Origin of the sequence: Akkermansia biwaensis (assembly GCF_026072915.1) — a bacterium.
Classification (GTDB): Bacteria; Verrucomicrobiota; Verrucomicrobiia; order Verrucomicrobiales; family Akkermansiaceae; genus Akkermansia; species Akkermansia biwaensis.
Window position 1 is genome coordinate 905,243 of the sequence record NZ_AP025943.1, and the last position, 15,217, is coordinate 920,459.

16 protein-coding genes are annotated in these 15,217 nt (G+C 44.7%); 9 read left to right on the plus strand and 7 right to left on the minus strand.

Annotated elements, in window-relative coordinates; all coding sequences use genetic code 11:
• Nucleotides 1-20: 20 nt before the first annotated feature.
• The 3 genes from OQH67_RS03675 to OQH67_RS03685 all read right to left on the minus strand — a co-directional run bounded on the left by OQH67_RS03675 (nucleotide 21) and on the right by OQH67_RS03685 (nucleotide 2,327).
• Nucleotides 21-773 carry a hypothetical protein gene (locus tag OQH67_RS03675; protein WP_215434538.1) on the minus strand — a complete coding sequence of 251 codons (753 nt, stop codon included), beginning with the start codon at nucleotides 771-773 and terminating at the stop codon, nucleotides 21-23.
• Between the two features lie 91 nt (nucleotides 774-864).
• A complete protein-coding gene (locus OQH67_RS03680) occupies nucleotides 865-1,767 on the minus strand; it encodes a nucleotidyl transferase AbiEii/AbiGii toxin family protein (RefSeq protein WP_215434535.1) in 903 nt (300 codons plus the stop codon).
• Nucleotides 1,764-2,327 (minus strand): type IV toxin-antitoxin system AbiEi family antitoxin domain-containing protein, encoded by a 564-nt coding sequence (locus tag OQH67_RS03685; protein ID WP_215434531.1) that lies wholly within the window; start codon nucleotides 2,325-2,327, stop codon nucleotides 1,764-1,766. The genes OQH67_RS03680 and OQH67_RS03685 overlap by 4 nt, the downstream gene beginning before the upstream one ends.
• 559 nt (nucleotides 2,328-2,886) lie before the next feature.
• On the opposite strand from OQH67_RS03685, the gene OQH67_RS03690 reads away from it, so the two are divergent.
• Genes OQH67_RS03690 through OQH67_RS03710 form a run of 5 tightly spaced genes read left to right on the plus strand, consistent with a single transcriptional unit; the run spans nucleotide 2,887 to nucleotide 4,539 of the window.
• The gene (locus tag OQH67_RS03690) at nucleotides 2,887-3,666 is read left to right on the plus strand and encodes a DUF932 domain-containing protein (RefSeq protein WP_215434528.1); all 780 of its coding nucleotides are present in this window, start codon (nucleotides 2,887-2,889) and stop codon (nucleotides 3,664-3,666) included.
• 32 nt (nucleotides 3,667-3,698) lie between these two features.
• Nucleotides 3,699-4,058: a hypothetical protein gene (locus OQH67_RS03695; RefSeq protein WP_215434525.1), complete on the plus strand. Its 360-nt coding sequence runs from the start codon at nucleotides 3,699-3,701 to the stop codon at nucleotides 4,056-4,058.
• Complete coding sequence (locus tag OQH67_RS03700) at nucleotides 4,052-4,186, plus strand: hypothetical protein (protein ID WP_257227009.1); 135 nt, start codon at nucleotides 4,052-4,054, stop codon at nucleotides 4,184-4,186. The genes OQH67_RS03695 and OQH67_RS03700 overlap by 7 nt, the downstream gene beginning before the upstream one ends.
• Before the next feature lie 27 nt (nucleotides 4,187-4,213).
• The gene (locus OQH67_RS03705) at nucleotides 4,214-4,381 is read left to right on the plus strand and encodes a hypothetical protein (protein ID WP_180972382.1); all 168 of its coding nucleotides are present in this window, start codon (nucleotides 4,214-4,216) and stop codon (nucleotides 4,379-4,381) included.
• Nucleotides 4,378-4,539, plus strand: a complete 162-nt coding sequence (locus OQH67_RS03710; RefSeq protein ID WP_215434522.1) for a hypothetical protein — start codon at nucleotides 4,378-4,380, stop codon at nucleotides 4,537-4,539. Before OQH67_RS03705 ends, OQH67_RS03710 begins: the two co-directional genes overlap by 4 nt.
• Nucleotides 4,540-5,027: 488 nt before the next feature.
• On the opposite strand, the gene OQH67_RS03715 is transcribed toward OQH67_RS03710, so the two are convergent.
• The 4 genes from OQH67_RS03715 to OQH67_RS03730 form a co-directional block, all read right to left on the minus strand.
• On the minus strand, nucleotides 5,028-9,293 hold the full coding sequence (locus tag OQH67_RS03715) for an NACHT domain-containing protein (protein ID WP_215434519.1): 4,266 nt from the start codon (nucleotides 9,291-9,293) through the stop codon (nucleotides 5,028-5,030).
• A gap of 28 nt (nucleotides 9,294-9,321) precedes the next feature.
• Nucleotides 9,322-9,717 (minus strand): DUF6375 family protein, encoded by a 396-nt coding sequence (locus OQH67_RS03720; RefSeq protein WP_215434516.1) that lies wholly within the window; start codon nucleotides 9,715-9,717, stop codon nucleotides 9,322-9,324.
• Nucleotides 9,714-10,634, minus strand: coding sequence for a radical SAM protein (locus OQH67_RS03725; RefSeq protein WP_215434513.1), 921 nt, complete (start codon nucleotides 10,632-10,634; stop codon nucleotides 9,714-9,716). The genes OQH67_RS03720 and OQH67_RS03725 overlap by 4 nt, the downstream gene beginning before the upstream one ends.
• A gap of 111 nt (nucleotides 10,635-10,745) precedes the next feature.
• Nucleotides 10,746-11,213, minus strand: a complete 468-nt coding sequence (locus OQH67_RS03730) for a hypothetical protein (protein ID WP_215434510.1) — start codon at nucleotides 11,211-11,213, stop codon at nucleotides 10,746-10,748.
• A gap of 347 nt (nucleotides 11,214-11,560) precedes the next feature.
• Between OQH67_RS03730 and OQH67_RS03735 the strand changes: the two genes are divergently transcribed.
• The 4 genes from OQH67_RS03735 to OQH67_RS03750 are packed head-to-tail and all read left to right on the plus strand — an operon-like array spanning nucleotide 11,561 to nucleotide 14,854.
• The gene (locus OQH67_RS03735) at nucleotides 11,561-12,127 is read left to right on the plus strand and encodes a hypothetical protein (protein ID WP_215434506.1); all 567 of its coding nucleotides are present in this window, start codon (nucleotides 11,561-11,563) and stop codon (nucleotides 12,125-12,127) included.
• Nucleotides 12,128-12,142: 15 nt separating this feature from the next.
• Complete coding sequence (locus OQH67_RS03740; protein WP_215434503.1) at nucleotides 12,143-13,222, plus strand: hypothetical protein; 1,080 nt, start codon at nucleotides 12,143-12,145, stop codon at nucleotides 13,220-13,222.
• A 23-nt stretch (nucleotides 13,223-13,245) separates the two neighbouring features.
• Complete coding sequence (locus OQH67_RS03745) at nucleotides 13,246-13,857, plus strand: DUF4339 domain-containing protein (protein WP_215434500.1); 612 nt, start codon at nucleotides 13,246-13,248, stop codon at nucleotides 13,855-13,857.
• A gap of 19 nt (nucleotides 13,858-13,876) precedes the next feature.
• Nucleotides 13,877-14,854: a DUF4339 domain-containing protein gene (locus OQH67_RS03750; RefSeq protein WP_215434488.1), complete on the plus strand. Its 978-nt coding sequence runs from the start codon at nucleotides 13,877-13,879 to the stop codon at nucleotides 14,852-14,854.
• The last annotated feature ends 363 nt before the right edge of the window (nucleotides 14,855-15,217 follow it).

Consider the following 15,217-nt stretch of genomic DNA (forward strand, 5'->3'; position numbering starts at 1 on the left):
ACGTTTCTTCTTTTATATCGCTAATCATTTTTGATGACATTCAATGATTTGATTCGATTACTAATCAAATCCAAGGCTTCCTGCCGTACTTCTTTTAGCCTCGCCATCATGTATTCCAAATTGGAGGCATTCATGTTGACTTCAACCAATTCATCTTGTTCAATGTAGTCACCGGTCCAGTTTGGGTGATCCATTTTATGTATTTCTATCTCAATGGGTATACATTTGTTTACATGTTTTTGAACTTTTCTGAACGATTTATATACACTGAAAACATAGCGGATTATATCTTTTCTAAATTCATCTACTTTAATGAATATTTCATTATCCACGAATGGAATACATGATTCCAAAAGCTCTGAAAAATTATCAAATGCCTTTTTGACTCTTTCTGAACAGTCGGTATTTACCATTTGAATCAGTGGTTTCACTGATTCATGAGCAATTGTCGGGAAGGTAGTATATCTTTCTTGTGGGGCATCAATGTTATGTAATCTTTCCTGAGCCAATGCAACGACGCTGGAGTAAAGTGCTCCCATTAGATTGGAAAGGGAAACGTAGATTTCAAATTCTTTTTCAAATTGGGCTTGGAAAATTAATGTGCCTCTTTTGAGCAAGTCTGCTCTTGCATCTCTCTCTGTGGTTAGTGTGTGATTTAATTGAGTGATTTGTTCTTGCAGTTTGGTCAGTCCTTCCAGGTGTTCCCGATCTCGTATCCTGTTTCTCCAAATCCCGCCATACCATGCTATTAATCCTACGAGAACAGATGTCATCAGACTCGTAGGCAAGCTGTTTTCCAATATGTTTCCCCAATCCATCATTAATAATATTTATAGTTTTATAAGAAACAAAAGCAAAGGGCTGTTATCTTCTCTCCCAGTGTTTTCCCGGTATCCAGCGGGCTTCCGCATCTGTCATCATGACGGGTTCCAGCCAGTCCAGAATCGTTTCCAATACGTCGGCAAATTGTATGGATGGAAGCTCTATGTTCAATTTTCTTTGGAACGCCGCCGCTTTCATCTTCCGGACAAAGGCGGCCCATTCCGGTTGTTGGAGACGGCAATATGTATCATCCTTCAAATTCAGGTAGGCATTCCAATCCGTACTCCGATGAGAGAAAGTTCTGCGGATGGCCTCTTTCAAGACCGACAAATGAAAAGTATGCTCCCGGGAGAGCATCCAAAGATCATAGAAATCTTTCATGCGAGAGTTGAAGCTCCCCAGCTGCACCATAGCCTGCCATTTTTCCGCAATCAGAGATTCTTTGGAGTAACATCTGACCGTTGCGGGTGGCATTTCCGGAACCAGGGCCGGGTACTGCAATTCCATGGCTTCGGGATACAGGTCATCGCCAAAGCCTATATCCACTTTCATGGGGATCTTTTCACTTTGAACCTGGGCGGTAAATTGGACTCTAAGCCCCGTGTATAAGGCTTCCTTGGTAATTTCCCGCACTTCGATATCCGTCAAAAAGCTAACTCCGTCCTGGACTTGAGGCTGTGTCCGCAGGATCTCCCGAAAAACTTTGATGATCGTATTGGGAGTGTTGGCGATATGGCCAAGCAGGTCGATGTCCAAGGTCGGCCTGGCCGAGGATGATCCCCAGCCCATGAGGAGCATTCCTCCCTTGAGATAAAAGGAATGGGAATGGCGCGACAAGCCCAGGCGGTGAAGAAAGCGTTCCATCGCATAGTGACGGCACAGAAGGGAATAAGGCGTGCCAGATGCTTTAGAGAGGTTTTTGAGGTAAACGGAAGGATTGTTCATTGAGCCATTTTCAGATAGGGGGTGATGGCAGACAGGACGCGCAGTCTGTCTGCTTCTTTCTGCAATTTCCAGGCATTCCATTTCCCTCTTGTCAATTCGAGGGCTTCAATGAAGATATCCAATCCGATTTTATTGCGGTACTTGAAACAATCAACCAAGGTGCGTTCCAGGGTAGTCACGTTGAACGCTCCATAGTCCCCCTGATGAGCCTCATACCCGTCAAGAAGCAGAGACGGCGTGACAAACCACGCCTTGACAGGCATGACCAATACCTTGGGCAATCTGACGCCTCTGGGCAATGCGACAGAAAGATATTGAGGGATTTGAGTAGTCGCCTGATGAAAGGATAAGGCGGAAATGAGGTTCATGATGGAGTGCGGCTGTCGCAGAGTGAGCCATTGCATGACGTTGATGTCGCTCATGGAAGCGTCCGCTTCCACAAAAACACCCGGCATGATGCGAACCAGCCTGTCGCGGTCTTCCTCATTGTATAAAGTAGTACGGGAGGAATACGTTTTCCGGGAAGCTTGTTCCTCCTGACGTGATTTGATGACAATCATGAATATGAACAAAATGTAATCAATAAATTCAATTTGTCAACAAATTGTTCATTTCGTTAAGGAGTGGTTCTTTGAAAAGAGTTGTTGGATCGGCCTGTATCCTGGATCTGACGGTTAATCTTTCCATTTCGTGATTTGATTGTGCAAATACACACAAACAGTATATTTACGCAATCATTTTAAGATTTTGAAACGTTCCTTTGAGAGAAAGGGGTGGAAGCAATTCCGTACCAAGTAAGTTCCGAACAAGCTCAATACAAGTACCGCACAAGTTCAGGTGAACAGTCCCGACATCCTTCTATTCACTCATACGGTTGGCGGTAGGCAGCAATTCTTGCTGGCTGCCCGTTATATAGACTTGAAGACAGGCATTTAGCTTCTGCCTTCATTCCTCAACGCCCGTTTCCCCTTCGCTGGGAAGCGGGTGTTTTCGTTTCAACCCACATTCATCATCAATATGCATCCTATCATCGCATTGCCTCATCCTCCGGCGTCAGTCCGGCATATCCTGCCTTTGGAAGATACCAGACAGGCAGTTCACCTCCAACGGAGAAACGTCATGCCGGAACCGGCAGCGGCTCCGGTAGTTCCTCCGACCGTATTCCGTAAGGGGCTTCTCCTCCATTGCGGGGCTGAAGCCGTCGACAGGGGAACGCTGTCTCATGTGGAAACCCCGTCCTGCACGGAATCATGGTTCCCGCTTCCGCATGACTTCCTGCTGAAGGAAGTGGAATCCCAGCTCACCGCCCACGGCTTCGGGATTGGGGAAACCACCCACGCCCTCAGCCATGAAGGGAAACGGTATTTCGGAGTTCTCCAAATCCTGCGTCCAGACGACGGCCCCGGCGACTACTCGTGGATCGTCGGCATCCGCAACTCCCACGATAAGACTTTCCCGGCCTCTCTGGTCATGGGAACGCGTGTGTTCGTTTGCGACAACCTTGCCTTCAACGGAGAAGTGAAACTCTCCCGGAAGCATACGAGATTCGCCGTACGGGATCTGCGCTTCATGACCTCCCGGGCTGTCGGCAGGTTGGGAGAGCAATTCCATCGCGAAGACGAACGGATTGCTGCCTACAAAAAGCAGAGGCTGACCGACAAGGCGGCGCATGATCTTCTGATTCGTGCGGTCGACTGTCGGGCTATCACGCCGACCGTCCTACCGGAAGTCATCCGGTACTGGCGGGAGCCCCTTCATGAAGAATTCCGATCCCGTACCGTCTGGAGCCTGTTCAACGCCTTCACGGAGCAGTTCAAGGCCGTCAACCCGCATGTGGTCGCCAAGCGGAGCCAGGCCCTGCACGGCCTGTGCGATTCCGTCTGCGGACTGATCGCCTGAGCGTAGTTAAAAAACAGGAAAGGAAACATCTCATGAATCCATCCTACTCATTGACGGGAACGCAAGCCGCAGTCCTGATCCTCGCGCAATCCGTATCCGGGCAAACGAGCGATGAATTGATTGGCTCCTTCCACTCAGAAGAACGGGGGAGAGTCAGGCAAATCATTCGCTTGCTGGAGCGCAGGGGGCTGCTCATCCGCCAAACGGGGGAAGACGATCCCTTCGTCTTCCCCCGCACCTGGCATCCCACCTGGGACGGTCGAATAGCCCTGCTGGAATGGGCCGCCTATTTGGGCAACATCCGGCTGGTTGGCAGGAATACTCCGGAATCAAACGGTTCCCGGATAGTCATCGAACAGGAAGTTCACCATAACCCCTCCTCCGTATGTTGACAATCCTCCTCGTGACCGTTGCAGGCTGGTTCCTGTTCCCCTGGCTGTTCGCGCTCCTCAAATGGGGAATCGTGCTGGCCTTCGGCTTGATGGTGGCAGGGCTGCTTCTGTGGTTCTGCATTCTTTGAAGAGACATTCATCCAGACACCGGAACCATGTACCACATCGTAAAATATAAGGACACACGCTACTGGGCGGTACTCCATCACAATGGAAAACTGCTCGCCGTCGTCGTGTACAAAAAAGGCGCCGAGGCCATTGTCCAGGCTTTGGAGCAAATCCTCATCGACGCCGTCACCAAACCACAACCACCATGCCCATGATCAAAATCATCCTGTTCGAGCTCACCCGCCTCCTGCTGGGCTACGCCTCCGACAAAGTCGGCGAGTTCATCCGGAACAAGCAGAGGAGCGGCCCTCGTCCTCCTTCCTTTTACGAAGAAGAAGAGGAAGATCCCTGGTCTCAACATCCACCTCGCTGATTCCATGATCCTCGCCCAACTGCTACAGGCCATTTACAATCTCATCGCCCGACGATGAGATATGCCTTCCAAGACGACATGTTGTCTGAGGAGGGAGTTCAAGAGAGAGTCGAATCGACTCCCTCTTTTTTAGCTAATATACGTTGGATGCAAGGCCAAGGAATCGAACCTTGAGAGCTTCTCCGGGAGACCCCCAAAAGGGTAGATTACTCCAACCCAAACCTATCCTTGCAGAAGCTCTGCACCAGCACCCATAACTTCCAAAGCAAAAATGCTCATTAATTTATAAATTTCCATCATGATGTTGGATCTTTCTATTTTTGAGGTTACTTTGACAAGAAGGAGAGGAAACAAAGCTAGAGTAATCTGATATCCCAAGCTTTTACTAAAAAATGGTCATCAATATTTATAAAAAATAGAGGGGGATTTCAAGGGAAATTTTAGCTCCCAATTTTCATCTCCTTATTTATCACAAACATTTTGCAGATTTATTTTAAAGGATACACCATAACAATTTTTATATCTCCGTGCATATTATCTGGGTAATTTTTATCACAAAATACAATATCATCCCGCCTTGAAGAATACTGTCGTTCTCCCCAGATTATCCAAATTAGAGTTGAATCATTTTTCTTTAAGTACAATTGTAGGAGATCTTCTCTAAGAAAGAAAAATGATTGTTGATTGTAGAAATCCCCACTATGGTCTGAAATATTTAAAGTAGCTCTAGTGCCTTCTTTCGTAAATAAATCGAATTCTTGGGCTCGATTAATTAAATTAAGATCATCTGCAATTTCTTTTGTAAGGATAACGGCATGACCGGAATCATTCGTTACAGAATGGTAACGTTCCCACTCAAAGTCACAACCAGGCATTATTGCTTCATATTCCGCGAATTCTTGTTGCAACTCATCAGCCTCGAATGGGACTTGCCGTACTTCTATCCTTTCGATATCTGCTTCTGACAGAACATTTACGTCTCTATTTTCTAGACTTGTCCCAAATATTTTTCGGCTAATTAAATCGAATTTAGAGATATTCAGTTTTCGGTCATCAAGATATAGTTCATCATGTGTCTTTTCAACTTTCACGATTTTCTCGTTTTTCACAAATGAGAAATTTATTTCCCCCGATTCTGAATATGTCGTACACCATGGTATTTCTCCTGCAAAAGTATAATAAACAGATGGTTTTTCTGGGACCCATCGTCCACCAATATCCTGATGAGACAAATACTTTAAAAATTCTTCTGCGATTATGTTTTTCACAATGAAACTCCTCACAAAACAAAACGACCTACGCCCAAGTCTTTTATCTGTTTGACCGATATAACCATCTAAAGTGACCCAAGGACCGTCATTCTCTCCTATTTTATCCGCTCTGAGATAGGGAGACATGTCAATCTGAGCTTCAGTTGAAATCCAGTCGACGACTTTCAAGTCAGCTGAACCTAAGAGATTACCATCAAAAAAAATAGCTTTTTGAACTTGCGTCGGGAAACTCGGATCAATATCGACATCAGCAATCCTCTCTCGATCATGAGTTCGATCAATCAGTTTCAGATCATGTAGTAACCCTGATATTTCGAAGTAAGCAATCCAAGAATATTTCTTACCATACCGATCGATTTTTTTGGGTTCGAGATCGGTCCGACCCCAATTTTGATCTTCCACAATTTGGCGATCGATTTGATCAAAATTACCAGAAAACCATCCGAGTTGCTCAATTCTCCACAAAATACGAGCCTTAGTAGCTTTATACCCTGCATGTTCGTAATCGTAATTGCTGCGGTTGGGGACTAAGCGTCCTATCGTATAATTCTCAAAATCCATTCGGAACGGAGAGGATGCAGGATAAACAGGATCATCCTTCATCCCCCATTGATCGAAATCCGCCATTTGAAATGGAGGAGTAGCCCTCGTCATCTCTTCATCTGAAAAAAAGGTAGAATCATAAAAATTGGTAAGCTCTACGATTCGCATTGCATACTCGCGAAGTAAAATATGCGTTGTTTTATAAGGTGCTCCTTCAGAGAAAATGGAATTGTACACTTCTCTTGCAAACCTTGATAGTTCATGTGACGTAAACGATGCATACTCGAAATTCCCTTGATGAGCCATCGCAACTCCATAACTAGCTGCCAGCATACGCTCAGGAATGTATGGATCGTTGATGTCCAATGATTTTATTGTCTCATCAAAAAGAACTGAAGGAGCCTTTCGTCCAAACCAATATAGAGCACGAGTTACTATGTCTCGCAATTCTCTATCTGTGCTTGTCAAATGCCACATAAGCCATTTTAACTTCAACCGATCAGATTCTTTTCTGTCTACATGCAATTCCCATTTTTTTTCCAAGGCTATAACATCAGCTAGCCTTTTTTCACGAGACTGGCGTATCCATTCAGACCATGATAGGTCACGCTCTCCCACTGATGTTATTGATCGAAGAATTTTGTCTAAAAATTCTGAATTCAATGGATGTTCAACCACGGCACGAGTTGAAAATATTCGTGAAAAAAACCGGAATCGTTTCTCAGGATTTTCTGCAAAGAACAAACGAAGAGCTTCCACCGTCTCGCTATCCAAGTATTGTGGATCAAGTTCAATGGCAAACAAAAGTGCGGCATTTCTCAAATTTTCGGGGGCGACTCTCCATAATTGTTGTCGCGTCCTTACGGGAGTTAATGACACAAGTGCTCTAAAGATATCCAACGCCAACGGATGACTTTGGTCTTCATGTACGAATAAGTCGATGGTTTTAGAAAGTCTAAACCAGTTGAATGACCTATCCCTTACATTAGTTTGGAGGAGCGAGCGAGCAATCATGAAACCACCGAGTGCATCATAAGCCGGTGTTATCACGTAATCATAAGGGGTCTCTCCCGGATTTCGAAAAATGAGACCCTCTTGAACTAGCAAATTGATTATACTACTTTGCCAAGGTTTCCTAGAATATCCTGCAGCGTTTATGAGATCTTCTTCTTTAATTTCGCGAGCACCTTGTTCCCAGAGCATCTGGCCAAAGTAGTGGAGGACTTTTAGAACATCATCTTCACTATAAGAATAACTGAGATTGGGTAGTTCAGCTATACGTTGTGCTGAACTTTCAAGGTATTTTTCAAATAGGGAAGTAAGTGATGCTGGAAAGTAATGGACGTGAACTATGGATTGTCGGCTGGGGTTGGTAACTTGACAAAAAATTCGAAGAGTAAGTGGATGTTCGAGGAATTCCATAGGAATCTCGGCATCATCTGCATCAATGTTGAAATGAGAAAAATACTTTGCAATTGCTTCCTCTGTATCAGCCCCAAAACCTTCGCTTTCAATTCGTCTTATCCCCATGGGAAGGGCCATCACAGCGAATGATTCTCTTGTATTTGCATGAGAATCATTAACACCTATTGATCTTTTCCGTTTATGTTCACCCGTTCGAAGCGTGCATATGACTAGGACATTGGGGTAGGACTTGACCGTTTGTTCGAGAGAAGCAAGTGGGGCCCTCCAGTCTTTAGGGTTTTCGGCTTCATTCAAACCATCAATAACAACGGGTAAACGGCAACAATATCTCTTTGCAGCAGCGTCAAGGGCCGCAAGTAGTTGTTCAAAACTCTCGATAGGTTTGCCGTTCAATGTATAAGTTTTTGCCAAATCATTAAGATTTTGACCGCGATGAAGATTTCTACCATGAAGAAATATACCCGCCGGTTTTGTTTTCTCAGATGTAGTGATAGCAGCAGATAGTTGAGTTTTCCCCCCTCCAGCGTCAGCCAATACTGCGACAAGCCCAATAGATAGAAAATCTTCGACTTCATCTAAAAGTTTATGACCCATGCGCATGTCGTACAAAGCATTGGTTGCATCAAGAGATATTGGCGCATTGAATCTACGTAAAAGACGTGGCGTAGATTTTATATCGTCATCAAGGAAGAATTGATAATCTTTAAGCTGTTGTTTTACTGTCTCAATATCCCCATTTACTAATTCTTTATAAAATTGTGAAATCGTTTCGCTGAATGATTGGCATGATTCTATAAATTTTGTGATGATTTCTTTAGGGAACGAATCAACGGAATTGACAGATTCCGCCATGATTACAGCTGCATTTTGGAGACGTTCCCCTACTTCTAACAGATGCGCCCACGCTTTTGGTTCGCCAAGCATACACCGCAGTGTTCTCTCTGTTTCCGTTATTTGATGAACCGGTTCAAACCATCTTTCTTTTATTGGCTGAATAGATTCTTGATGACGTTTAGCTAGTTCCTCGAAAGTTGCAATTAAGTCACCAAAATATGTATTTCGAAGAATGCTTCCTGGGCCGCTCAGATAGGTATTTACCTCTTCTGCTGTCCACAGATGCAAAACCATGGCTGTCTTTAATCCATAGAACCATTCTTGATCTTTTTTGCTAAGAGTATACGGAGTCCATAGAACCCAGTCTGTTAGCTCAGGTAGATACTCTTCGGTTTTTCTTAAAGATTTTTCAATACCCTCTCTACCCGCAGGGAGCAAATTCCCTTCGCTTGTTCGTGCGTAGACTTTGCATTGCCATCCCCACCATCGAGGAGGTAAACCCAGCGTAGGAGAATAGCACGTAAGCTTCAGGTGCATTTCAACTCCAGGTTGATTCTTCAGAGCGCGAAATTCACCTACGCTTTCGAAATGTAGATGCATTAACCCCCGGCAGAGGTTCTCGAAGTTTTGGGGGCGGCTACCTGCGAGTGCGTTAAATTTAACCCAATCTAATTGTGACATCGTTCAAGAATTAACTATAAAAATTAACTTACTTGTCTTGGTCATTTTCACATTTTGGGTAATCATGAGCAGAATAGATTTCAACTTTAGCTCCGTGCTCGATCATGAGTTTAAAAAATGCAGAAACCTCAGTTTCATCTGTTGTAAGAACAATACTATCTCCTTTGACACAGGTACTGACATCGTAAAGAAAATGCTCGAGCTCCCAAGGACTTAAATAATAACAATTTAAAGCCCTCAACATATCAAGAACTTCCTTACCAAAGTGATCACGAGGATTCCCTATTTCAATTTGTTCTGCCAATTCGGCAGAAAGTTTATCGATGATTCTCTGAGTTTCCTTTGCATCTTCCTCACTTTTGAAGTGGCCAATCATTACAAGATTCGCCGAGTGTTCAGATCCATAACCGTTCCAGATTTTCATAATTCAGTATTGTAAGTTTTCTTTTCAAGATTTTTTAATGCAGAGATGATTCCAGTAGATTCGATTTGTACACCTAAATTATCATATGACGAATGTTTTAGCATTCCCGTAGCATCAATATGTACAAAGGCAGCTAATCCCTTTTCAAACGAGAACGGATCACACGTAGGTAAACCGTCAGCGTTGTTTTCACTAACAGCAAGAGGGACCACTCCGCTATAACTCTTAACCCAAGAGACCAGAGTTCGACTGGTGCGCTCATCCATGCCGGGCCTCCGAAATGTAGGCATTTCTGGGAGAAGAAGGAATTCACGAGCCGCCAATGCTGTGGCTACTTCAAGTGCCTTGTCTAAATTAGAAATCGTATCCGAATTGACCACATAGTTTATTCCAAGAGGAGCAATATCACGGAGCAATTTGATATTCTCAATGAAATCATCAAAACTACTTTTACGATTCGCTTCATAGGTTGAACCTACTCCGTCCATACTCACTCGGATAAAATTAATATTTCCTTGAAGAGATTGGAAAAGTTGTTCGTTAAGTCTATGAGCATTAGTTGTGAGAGTAACAGCCATGCTCGTTTCGGTAGTCACAAATTTACAGAGTTCTTCGAGTCGGGGATAGAGAGTAGGCTCACCTCCCCCAAAACCAACGCCGACAGTACCATTCTCATCAAGTTCTCGGAGCCAAGCCACTAGAGCTTCGAAGGAAAGACTAGCTGGCGTCTTAGGTGCATAGCAGTATGCACAACTCAGGTTACAAGCATTCGTCAATGCGATAGAGACTTGTCTTGGCGCCAATGAAAAATTTTCGGGTTCTGAGCAAATCTCATCAATTAACACATTTATTCCAGTTGCGCGATTGAACAAATGAATGCCACCTGAAGTTGCCCGAATTTTTATTTTGCGAATCACAGACTACGAAAATTCCGTTGTTTTTTATTCGTGCCGCCTGAAGAGTTCATACAATCAAGTGCGGAAGTTCGATTCAGCAATTTTAATTGTCCTCCATCAAATATATTAGCATTAATTCTCGTCTTCCGAAAATTCATTATGTTCAGCCATATCAGCGATAGGATATCCGGACAAGGTATCGTTGTGAACGATCTCATTGATTTTTGTCGCCAGAAAATCGGTCAATGTCATTTTGCTGTCGAGTGCTTTGCGTTCCAATGCCGCTTGGACATCTGAAGGGAGTTGGAGGATTACACGCGACTCTGTCTCTACCTTGACGGACGGCAGGGTGACGGGCAATTCAGCCATCAAAGAACGAATGATGTGTTCTTTGACTTCCGGTATCCTTTTTTTGGCCATCCAGTTGTAAACTGTCACTTCACTGACAAAGCATTTTTCAGCCAACCATTTGTAGTCCAAACCACGGGCTTTCAGCCAACGTTTTACGTCGGCTTTCAAGTCTTGTTGTGGTCGGAGTTCTGGAGTCATTTTCTCGATACTATCTTTTTTGCTAAGCAAGTCAATTCTGGAGCTTTTCATAGAGATAAAGTGCTATTCAAAGACTTGCAGGGAAGCTACACTATTGAGCGTCGTGGATATTTTGCGTGGTTTATTTCTATCAAAAATATCTTGACGGATATTTTTGATGCGTCATAGTTTTGCCATATGGAGAACAGTCAATGCGATGTTCTGGAGCTGTTGGGAAAGCTTAGCAATGAAGCCAGGCTTTTCTTGCTCAGGTATGCAGCATGGCGATCTCTTCCTCTTACCGACGCGCTTCGGGAAATAGCCTACTACATTGCCAATCAAATGGAGATACCCAACAAGGCAATCCTGATATCTCGATCGCGTTCTTCTGAACATTCAGCAATACCCCATTAACAGCTATGACATTGGATCAAATTACCGTCGGGATGGAACAGCTCATCAATGCCAAGGCATCGGAGATTCTTTCCTCCAAACCACAGGATCAACACTACCTGAACTGGCGCGATATGCAGGAAGTCTGTCTTGTTGTGAAGAGCGCTTGCGTCAAGCAATTCAACGAGGTTCCCCAGGGAGTGGAAATGGCCTGCTATTTAGCCGAAGCAGTGCTGGCTCCTGATAAAAAAGCGAAGCTCAAATTGATGAAGCAGGTTATTTCTCTTACATCCGGAACGACGGGAATAGCTATCATCCTGGCCGGCGTAGGGGCTGCTTTGGGATGGGGGGCGGGCATTGTCACGACCGTTACTGCTTTTTTCATTGGAACATCCATGTTGGGGCCCATCGCTGCTATGGCTGGAGGCGCCATGCTGGCCGTTATTGCCGGGTATTTCATTTTTGACAACGATGCACCAACTCTGTCAAACAAAGCCATTGATGCCCTGCGCAAGGGGATCAGAGGAGCCTTGACTGAATACTGGAAGGAGCGAGGAGGCCAATTGGGAAATCGTTATTTGTCGGATAATTAATAATCCTCCTATCATATGTCTCCATCAGATTTATGGGAAGTCTGCATAAAATCGGCAGCTGGCGGAACTCAATGTGCCTACATGCACATCCCCGCTGATGTCTTGCGAAATACGGTAGATGGGCTGTTTCCCTCCTTGGCCAAGAACGCAGTAGCTGATGCCGTTTCGGGATTTGGCCATAGATGGGTGCATGGCCATGATCTGATTATGGATATCATCGGTCAGTTTTTCCGGCGCCCAGTTCATGCGGTCAAACAAGCGGGGCATATCCTCCTGACAGATTTCCCCACCAAGGCAGGGATTCCCATTCCCGGTTTTTCACAATCAGGTTTGGGTTCCCTGCTGGTTGATATCGGAATACCGAAAGGATATCTATCGCTCAACATGATGGATGCCGGCATCGGCTTATTAGCTGTGGGAGAAGGTTCCGGCGATCTAATTTCCGCTATGTCCGGGGATGTCCCTATGGATGCGTGGACGGCTTTTGATACATTCGGAGAGGGTGGGATAGAATTGGTATTGGGGTACTCTACCCAAAATCCTTTGTTAATCGGAGCGGGGATAGAAAACATCCTGGCCGGTTGTGTCTCTACTCTGAAAACCTTTACCGACTACGTTGATCCTGCTTCGTTTTTTGGGCATTCGATAACCGCCGCTATTCTGGGAGCTGGGTTTTCCTATGCACTGAACAGGAAGAAGGATAAGGATGCCCTTTGTAGGGCCCTTCTCGGAACATCGGCCAGATCAGCTCTTCTGGGAGCACTCAGTTCAGCTTCGGGGTATTTCACGGCTGGAGCTTTCCTGGGATTTACGGCCATGCAAATAGGAAAAATCATGGTTGCCAATGCCCAAAAGGAACAAATGCTGTGTTGCTCCTGTTCGCTTCTCACCTTTGAACAACAGCTTAAAACGTTCTCCGAAGACGAATTTTTCAGGGAGCATTGGAATACGCCTCCTTTTCTCTCTGAAGAGAGCTTGTCCGTTTTCGATCCCTCGGCATCCATGGAAATAGAACCATGGGTTCGGCAGTTTCTCGAAGAAGAAAGACGAAACAGGCTCTTTTCCCTCCGGGAAGCGGAAAGGCCTCTTCTATAACAATTAGCATCCATGAGTAAACTATGAAAGCCTATTACATCTACCGGGCCGGGAGACAACCGGACGGTCCATATTCTCCTGCCCAAATTGTATCCATGATGGAAAGAAAGGAAATTCCTGGAGCGGCTCTCGTTTGGTGTGAGGGAATGAATCAATGGATGCCTCTATACAAAGTTCTTGATGATATTCATTCTCAGAGCAGCTGGCGCAATCATCAGGTAAATCCGCCTTCAGGTTTCAACCTGACTAAAAAAATGAAAATAATCATAGGAGCTGGCATTGGTTTTGTCGCGCTTCTTTTCATTATCCTTTTGGCAGGCAATGAACCAAGCCGACAACCTTATTATGATCGTGGATATTCATCTTCATTCCCTCAGTCGTCTTATTCCCCATCCATGTCCAATGATGAAGCGGCTGCCATAGGAATGTTGATAGGAGCAGGCATGGCGACCCAAGCGCAACGCCAGGCAGTACCTCAACAGGCCTTACCATGCCTGCAATGTGACGGTACCGGTATTTTATATTCCAATGGATTCCGTTCCGTCTGTCCCAACTGCGGCGGACAGGGAAGAGTGTATGGCAATCCCCAAGCTGAAACCATAAAGGATGCTTTGAGGCAAAGGAGATATTACTAAATTCAAACAATTAACAATCATGTCCTATTACATTTACAACAAGCAAGGAAAGCATGAAGGCCCTTATGATGAAGAGCAGCTCCGCAGCATGTTGAAAGCCGGACGTCTCGACAAGGACGAATTGGTCTCACAGAATGGCCTTTCCTCGTGGAGCCCTATCCATCTTGTTCTGGAGGCAAGGCGTTCGCCGAATTCTTCGCACCAGGAAGAGAAAAAATATCGCCTTTTGGCTCAAGACGGCACTCAAACTGGCCCTTTCGACATCTCAACTCTTCGAGATATGCTGCGACAGGGGAAGGCCCAACCTTCAGATTATTTTTGGACGGAAGGTATGGACAATTGGGAACCTATTCATCATCTAATCAAAAATACTGATGAACCCGATTTCAGAGAAAACTCTTCATTCCCTCCGCCCCCTGTAAATAATCATAGTTTTGATGTAGAGGAAGTAGATAAAAAAGCCAAAAAGGGATTGGGCTGGTTTGTGATGGCCTATGTCACAGCGTCTCATTTCATGACCCAGGCAGAAATCAAGGGTAACGACACGATGAGTGTAGTAGGCCTACTGTTATTTCTGGGGCTGATGATTTACGTCCTCATGAAACTGTATGAAGCATGGAAATATATTCAGCCTCTCAGTTGCCTGATTCCTTCGAGAGAACCCATACCTTCACCTGAAAAAGCAGTTGGCTTTCTCTTTATTCCTCTCTTCAATTTTTATTGGGCGTTTACCGCATGGCCCGGGCTACTGGAACGCGCTCAAAAAATGGCAAACCACCTGAATATGAAAAATATTGTTTTTCATCCCAGATATGCTCTCGGATACGTGATTGCCTTCATTATTGATGGTCTTTCTGCATTCATCCCCGCTCAACCCTTATGGCTATCCTATGCCATAGGGATTCCTGAAGCCATATTACTGTATTACACCTTTGTCGAAATCAAGAAGGTGCTTATCGTCTTCGGAGGAAAAAATATGGAAAATAATACTGATTAAGAGTTTGAGAATTGGAGCGGACTTGGGAGGATGACTCCGTAGGATAAGAAAATAAAATCTCAGAATCATGAAATTTCGAATAGAGTGATCAATTACGCATTCTTGATGAATGCTTTATAAGTATACATCTATTGAAATGGATGCGTTTTAGAAGAAATTTTCATGAGTTTCCTCCTGTAATTCCAGGATTTTTGCACTCAACCGGGCTGGTTTTGACTGAATCACACAGCAGGGAAGAAATTGAGCGCCTGTGAAAGTTTGTATGACAATATTCCAGATCGTTTCATCATAGACAAATTCCATGAATTTTCACGTTTCATCATGTCTGTTGCTATAAAGACTGATATGTCCTTTGCCTTGCGG

What these genes read in the sequence shown, in the direction of transcription:
- OQH67_RS03675 (WP_215434538.1), bottom strand. Translation starts at nt 773, where the DNA reads ATGACATCTGTTCTCGTAGGATTAATAGCATGGTATGGCGGGATTTGG.
- OQH67_RS03700 (WP_257227009.1), top strand. Translation starts at nt 4,052, where the DNA reads ATGTTGACAATCCTCCTCGTGACCGTTGCAGGCTGGTTCCTGTTCCCC.
- OQH67_RS03695 (WP_215434525.1), top strand. Translation starts at nt 3,699, where the DNA reads ATGAATCCATCCTACTCATTGACGGGAACGCAAGCCGCAGTCCTGATC.
- OQH67_RS03735 (WP_215434506.1), top strand. Translation starts at nt 11,561, where the DNA reads ATGACATTGGATCAAATTACCGTCGGGATGGAACAGCTCATCAATGCC.
- OQH67_RS03745 (WP_215434500.1), top strand. Translation starts at nt 13,246, where the DNA reads ATGAAAGCCTATTACATCTACCGGGCCGGGAGACAACCGGACGGTCCA.
- OQH67_RS03710 (WP_215434522.1), top strand. Translation starts at nt 4,378, where the DNA reads ATGATCAAAATCATCCTGTTCGAGCTCACCCGCCTCCTGCTGGGCTAC.
- OQH67_RS03750 (WP_215434488.1), top strand. Translation starts at nt 13,877, where the DNA reads ATGTCCTATTACATTTACAACAAGCAAGGAAAGCATGAAGGCCCTTAT.
- OQH67_RS03715 (WP_215434519.1), bottom strand. Translation starts at nt 9,293, where the DNA reads ATGTCACAATTAGATTGGGTTAAATTTAACGCACTCGCAGGTAGCCGC.
- OQH67_RS03690 (WP_215434528.1), top strand. Translation starts at nt 2,887, where the DNA reads ATGCCGGAACCGGCAGCGGCTCCGGTAGTTCCTCCGACCGTATTCCGT.
- OQH67_RS03720 (WP_215434516.1), bottom strand. Translation starts at nt 9,717, where the DNA reads ATGAAAATCTGGAACGGTTATGGATCTGAACACTCGGCGAATCTTGTA.
- OQH67_RS03685 (WP_215434531.1), bottom strand. Translation starts at nt 2,327, where the DNA reads ATGATTGTCATCAAATCACGTCAGGAGGAACAAGCTTCCCGGAAAACG.
- OQH67_RS03740 (WP_215434503.1), top strand. Translation starts at nt 12,143, where the DNA reads ATGTCTCCATCAGATTTATGGGAAGTCTGCATAAAATCGGCAGCTGGC.
- OQH67_RS03730 (WP_215434510.1), bottom strand. Translation starts at nt 11,213, where the DNA reads ATGAAAAGCTCCAGAATTGACTTGCTTAGCAAAAAAGATAGTATCGAG.
- OQH67_RS03705 (WP_180972382.1), top strand. Translation starts at nt 4,214, where the DNA reads ATGTACCACATCGTAAAATATAAGGACACACGCTACTGGGCGGTACTC.
- OQH67_RS03680 (WP_215434535.1), bottom strand. Translation starts at nt 1,767, where the DNA reads ATGAACAATCCTTCCGTTTACCTCAAAAACCTCTCTAAAGCATCTGGC.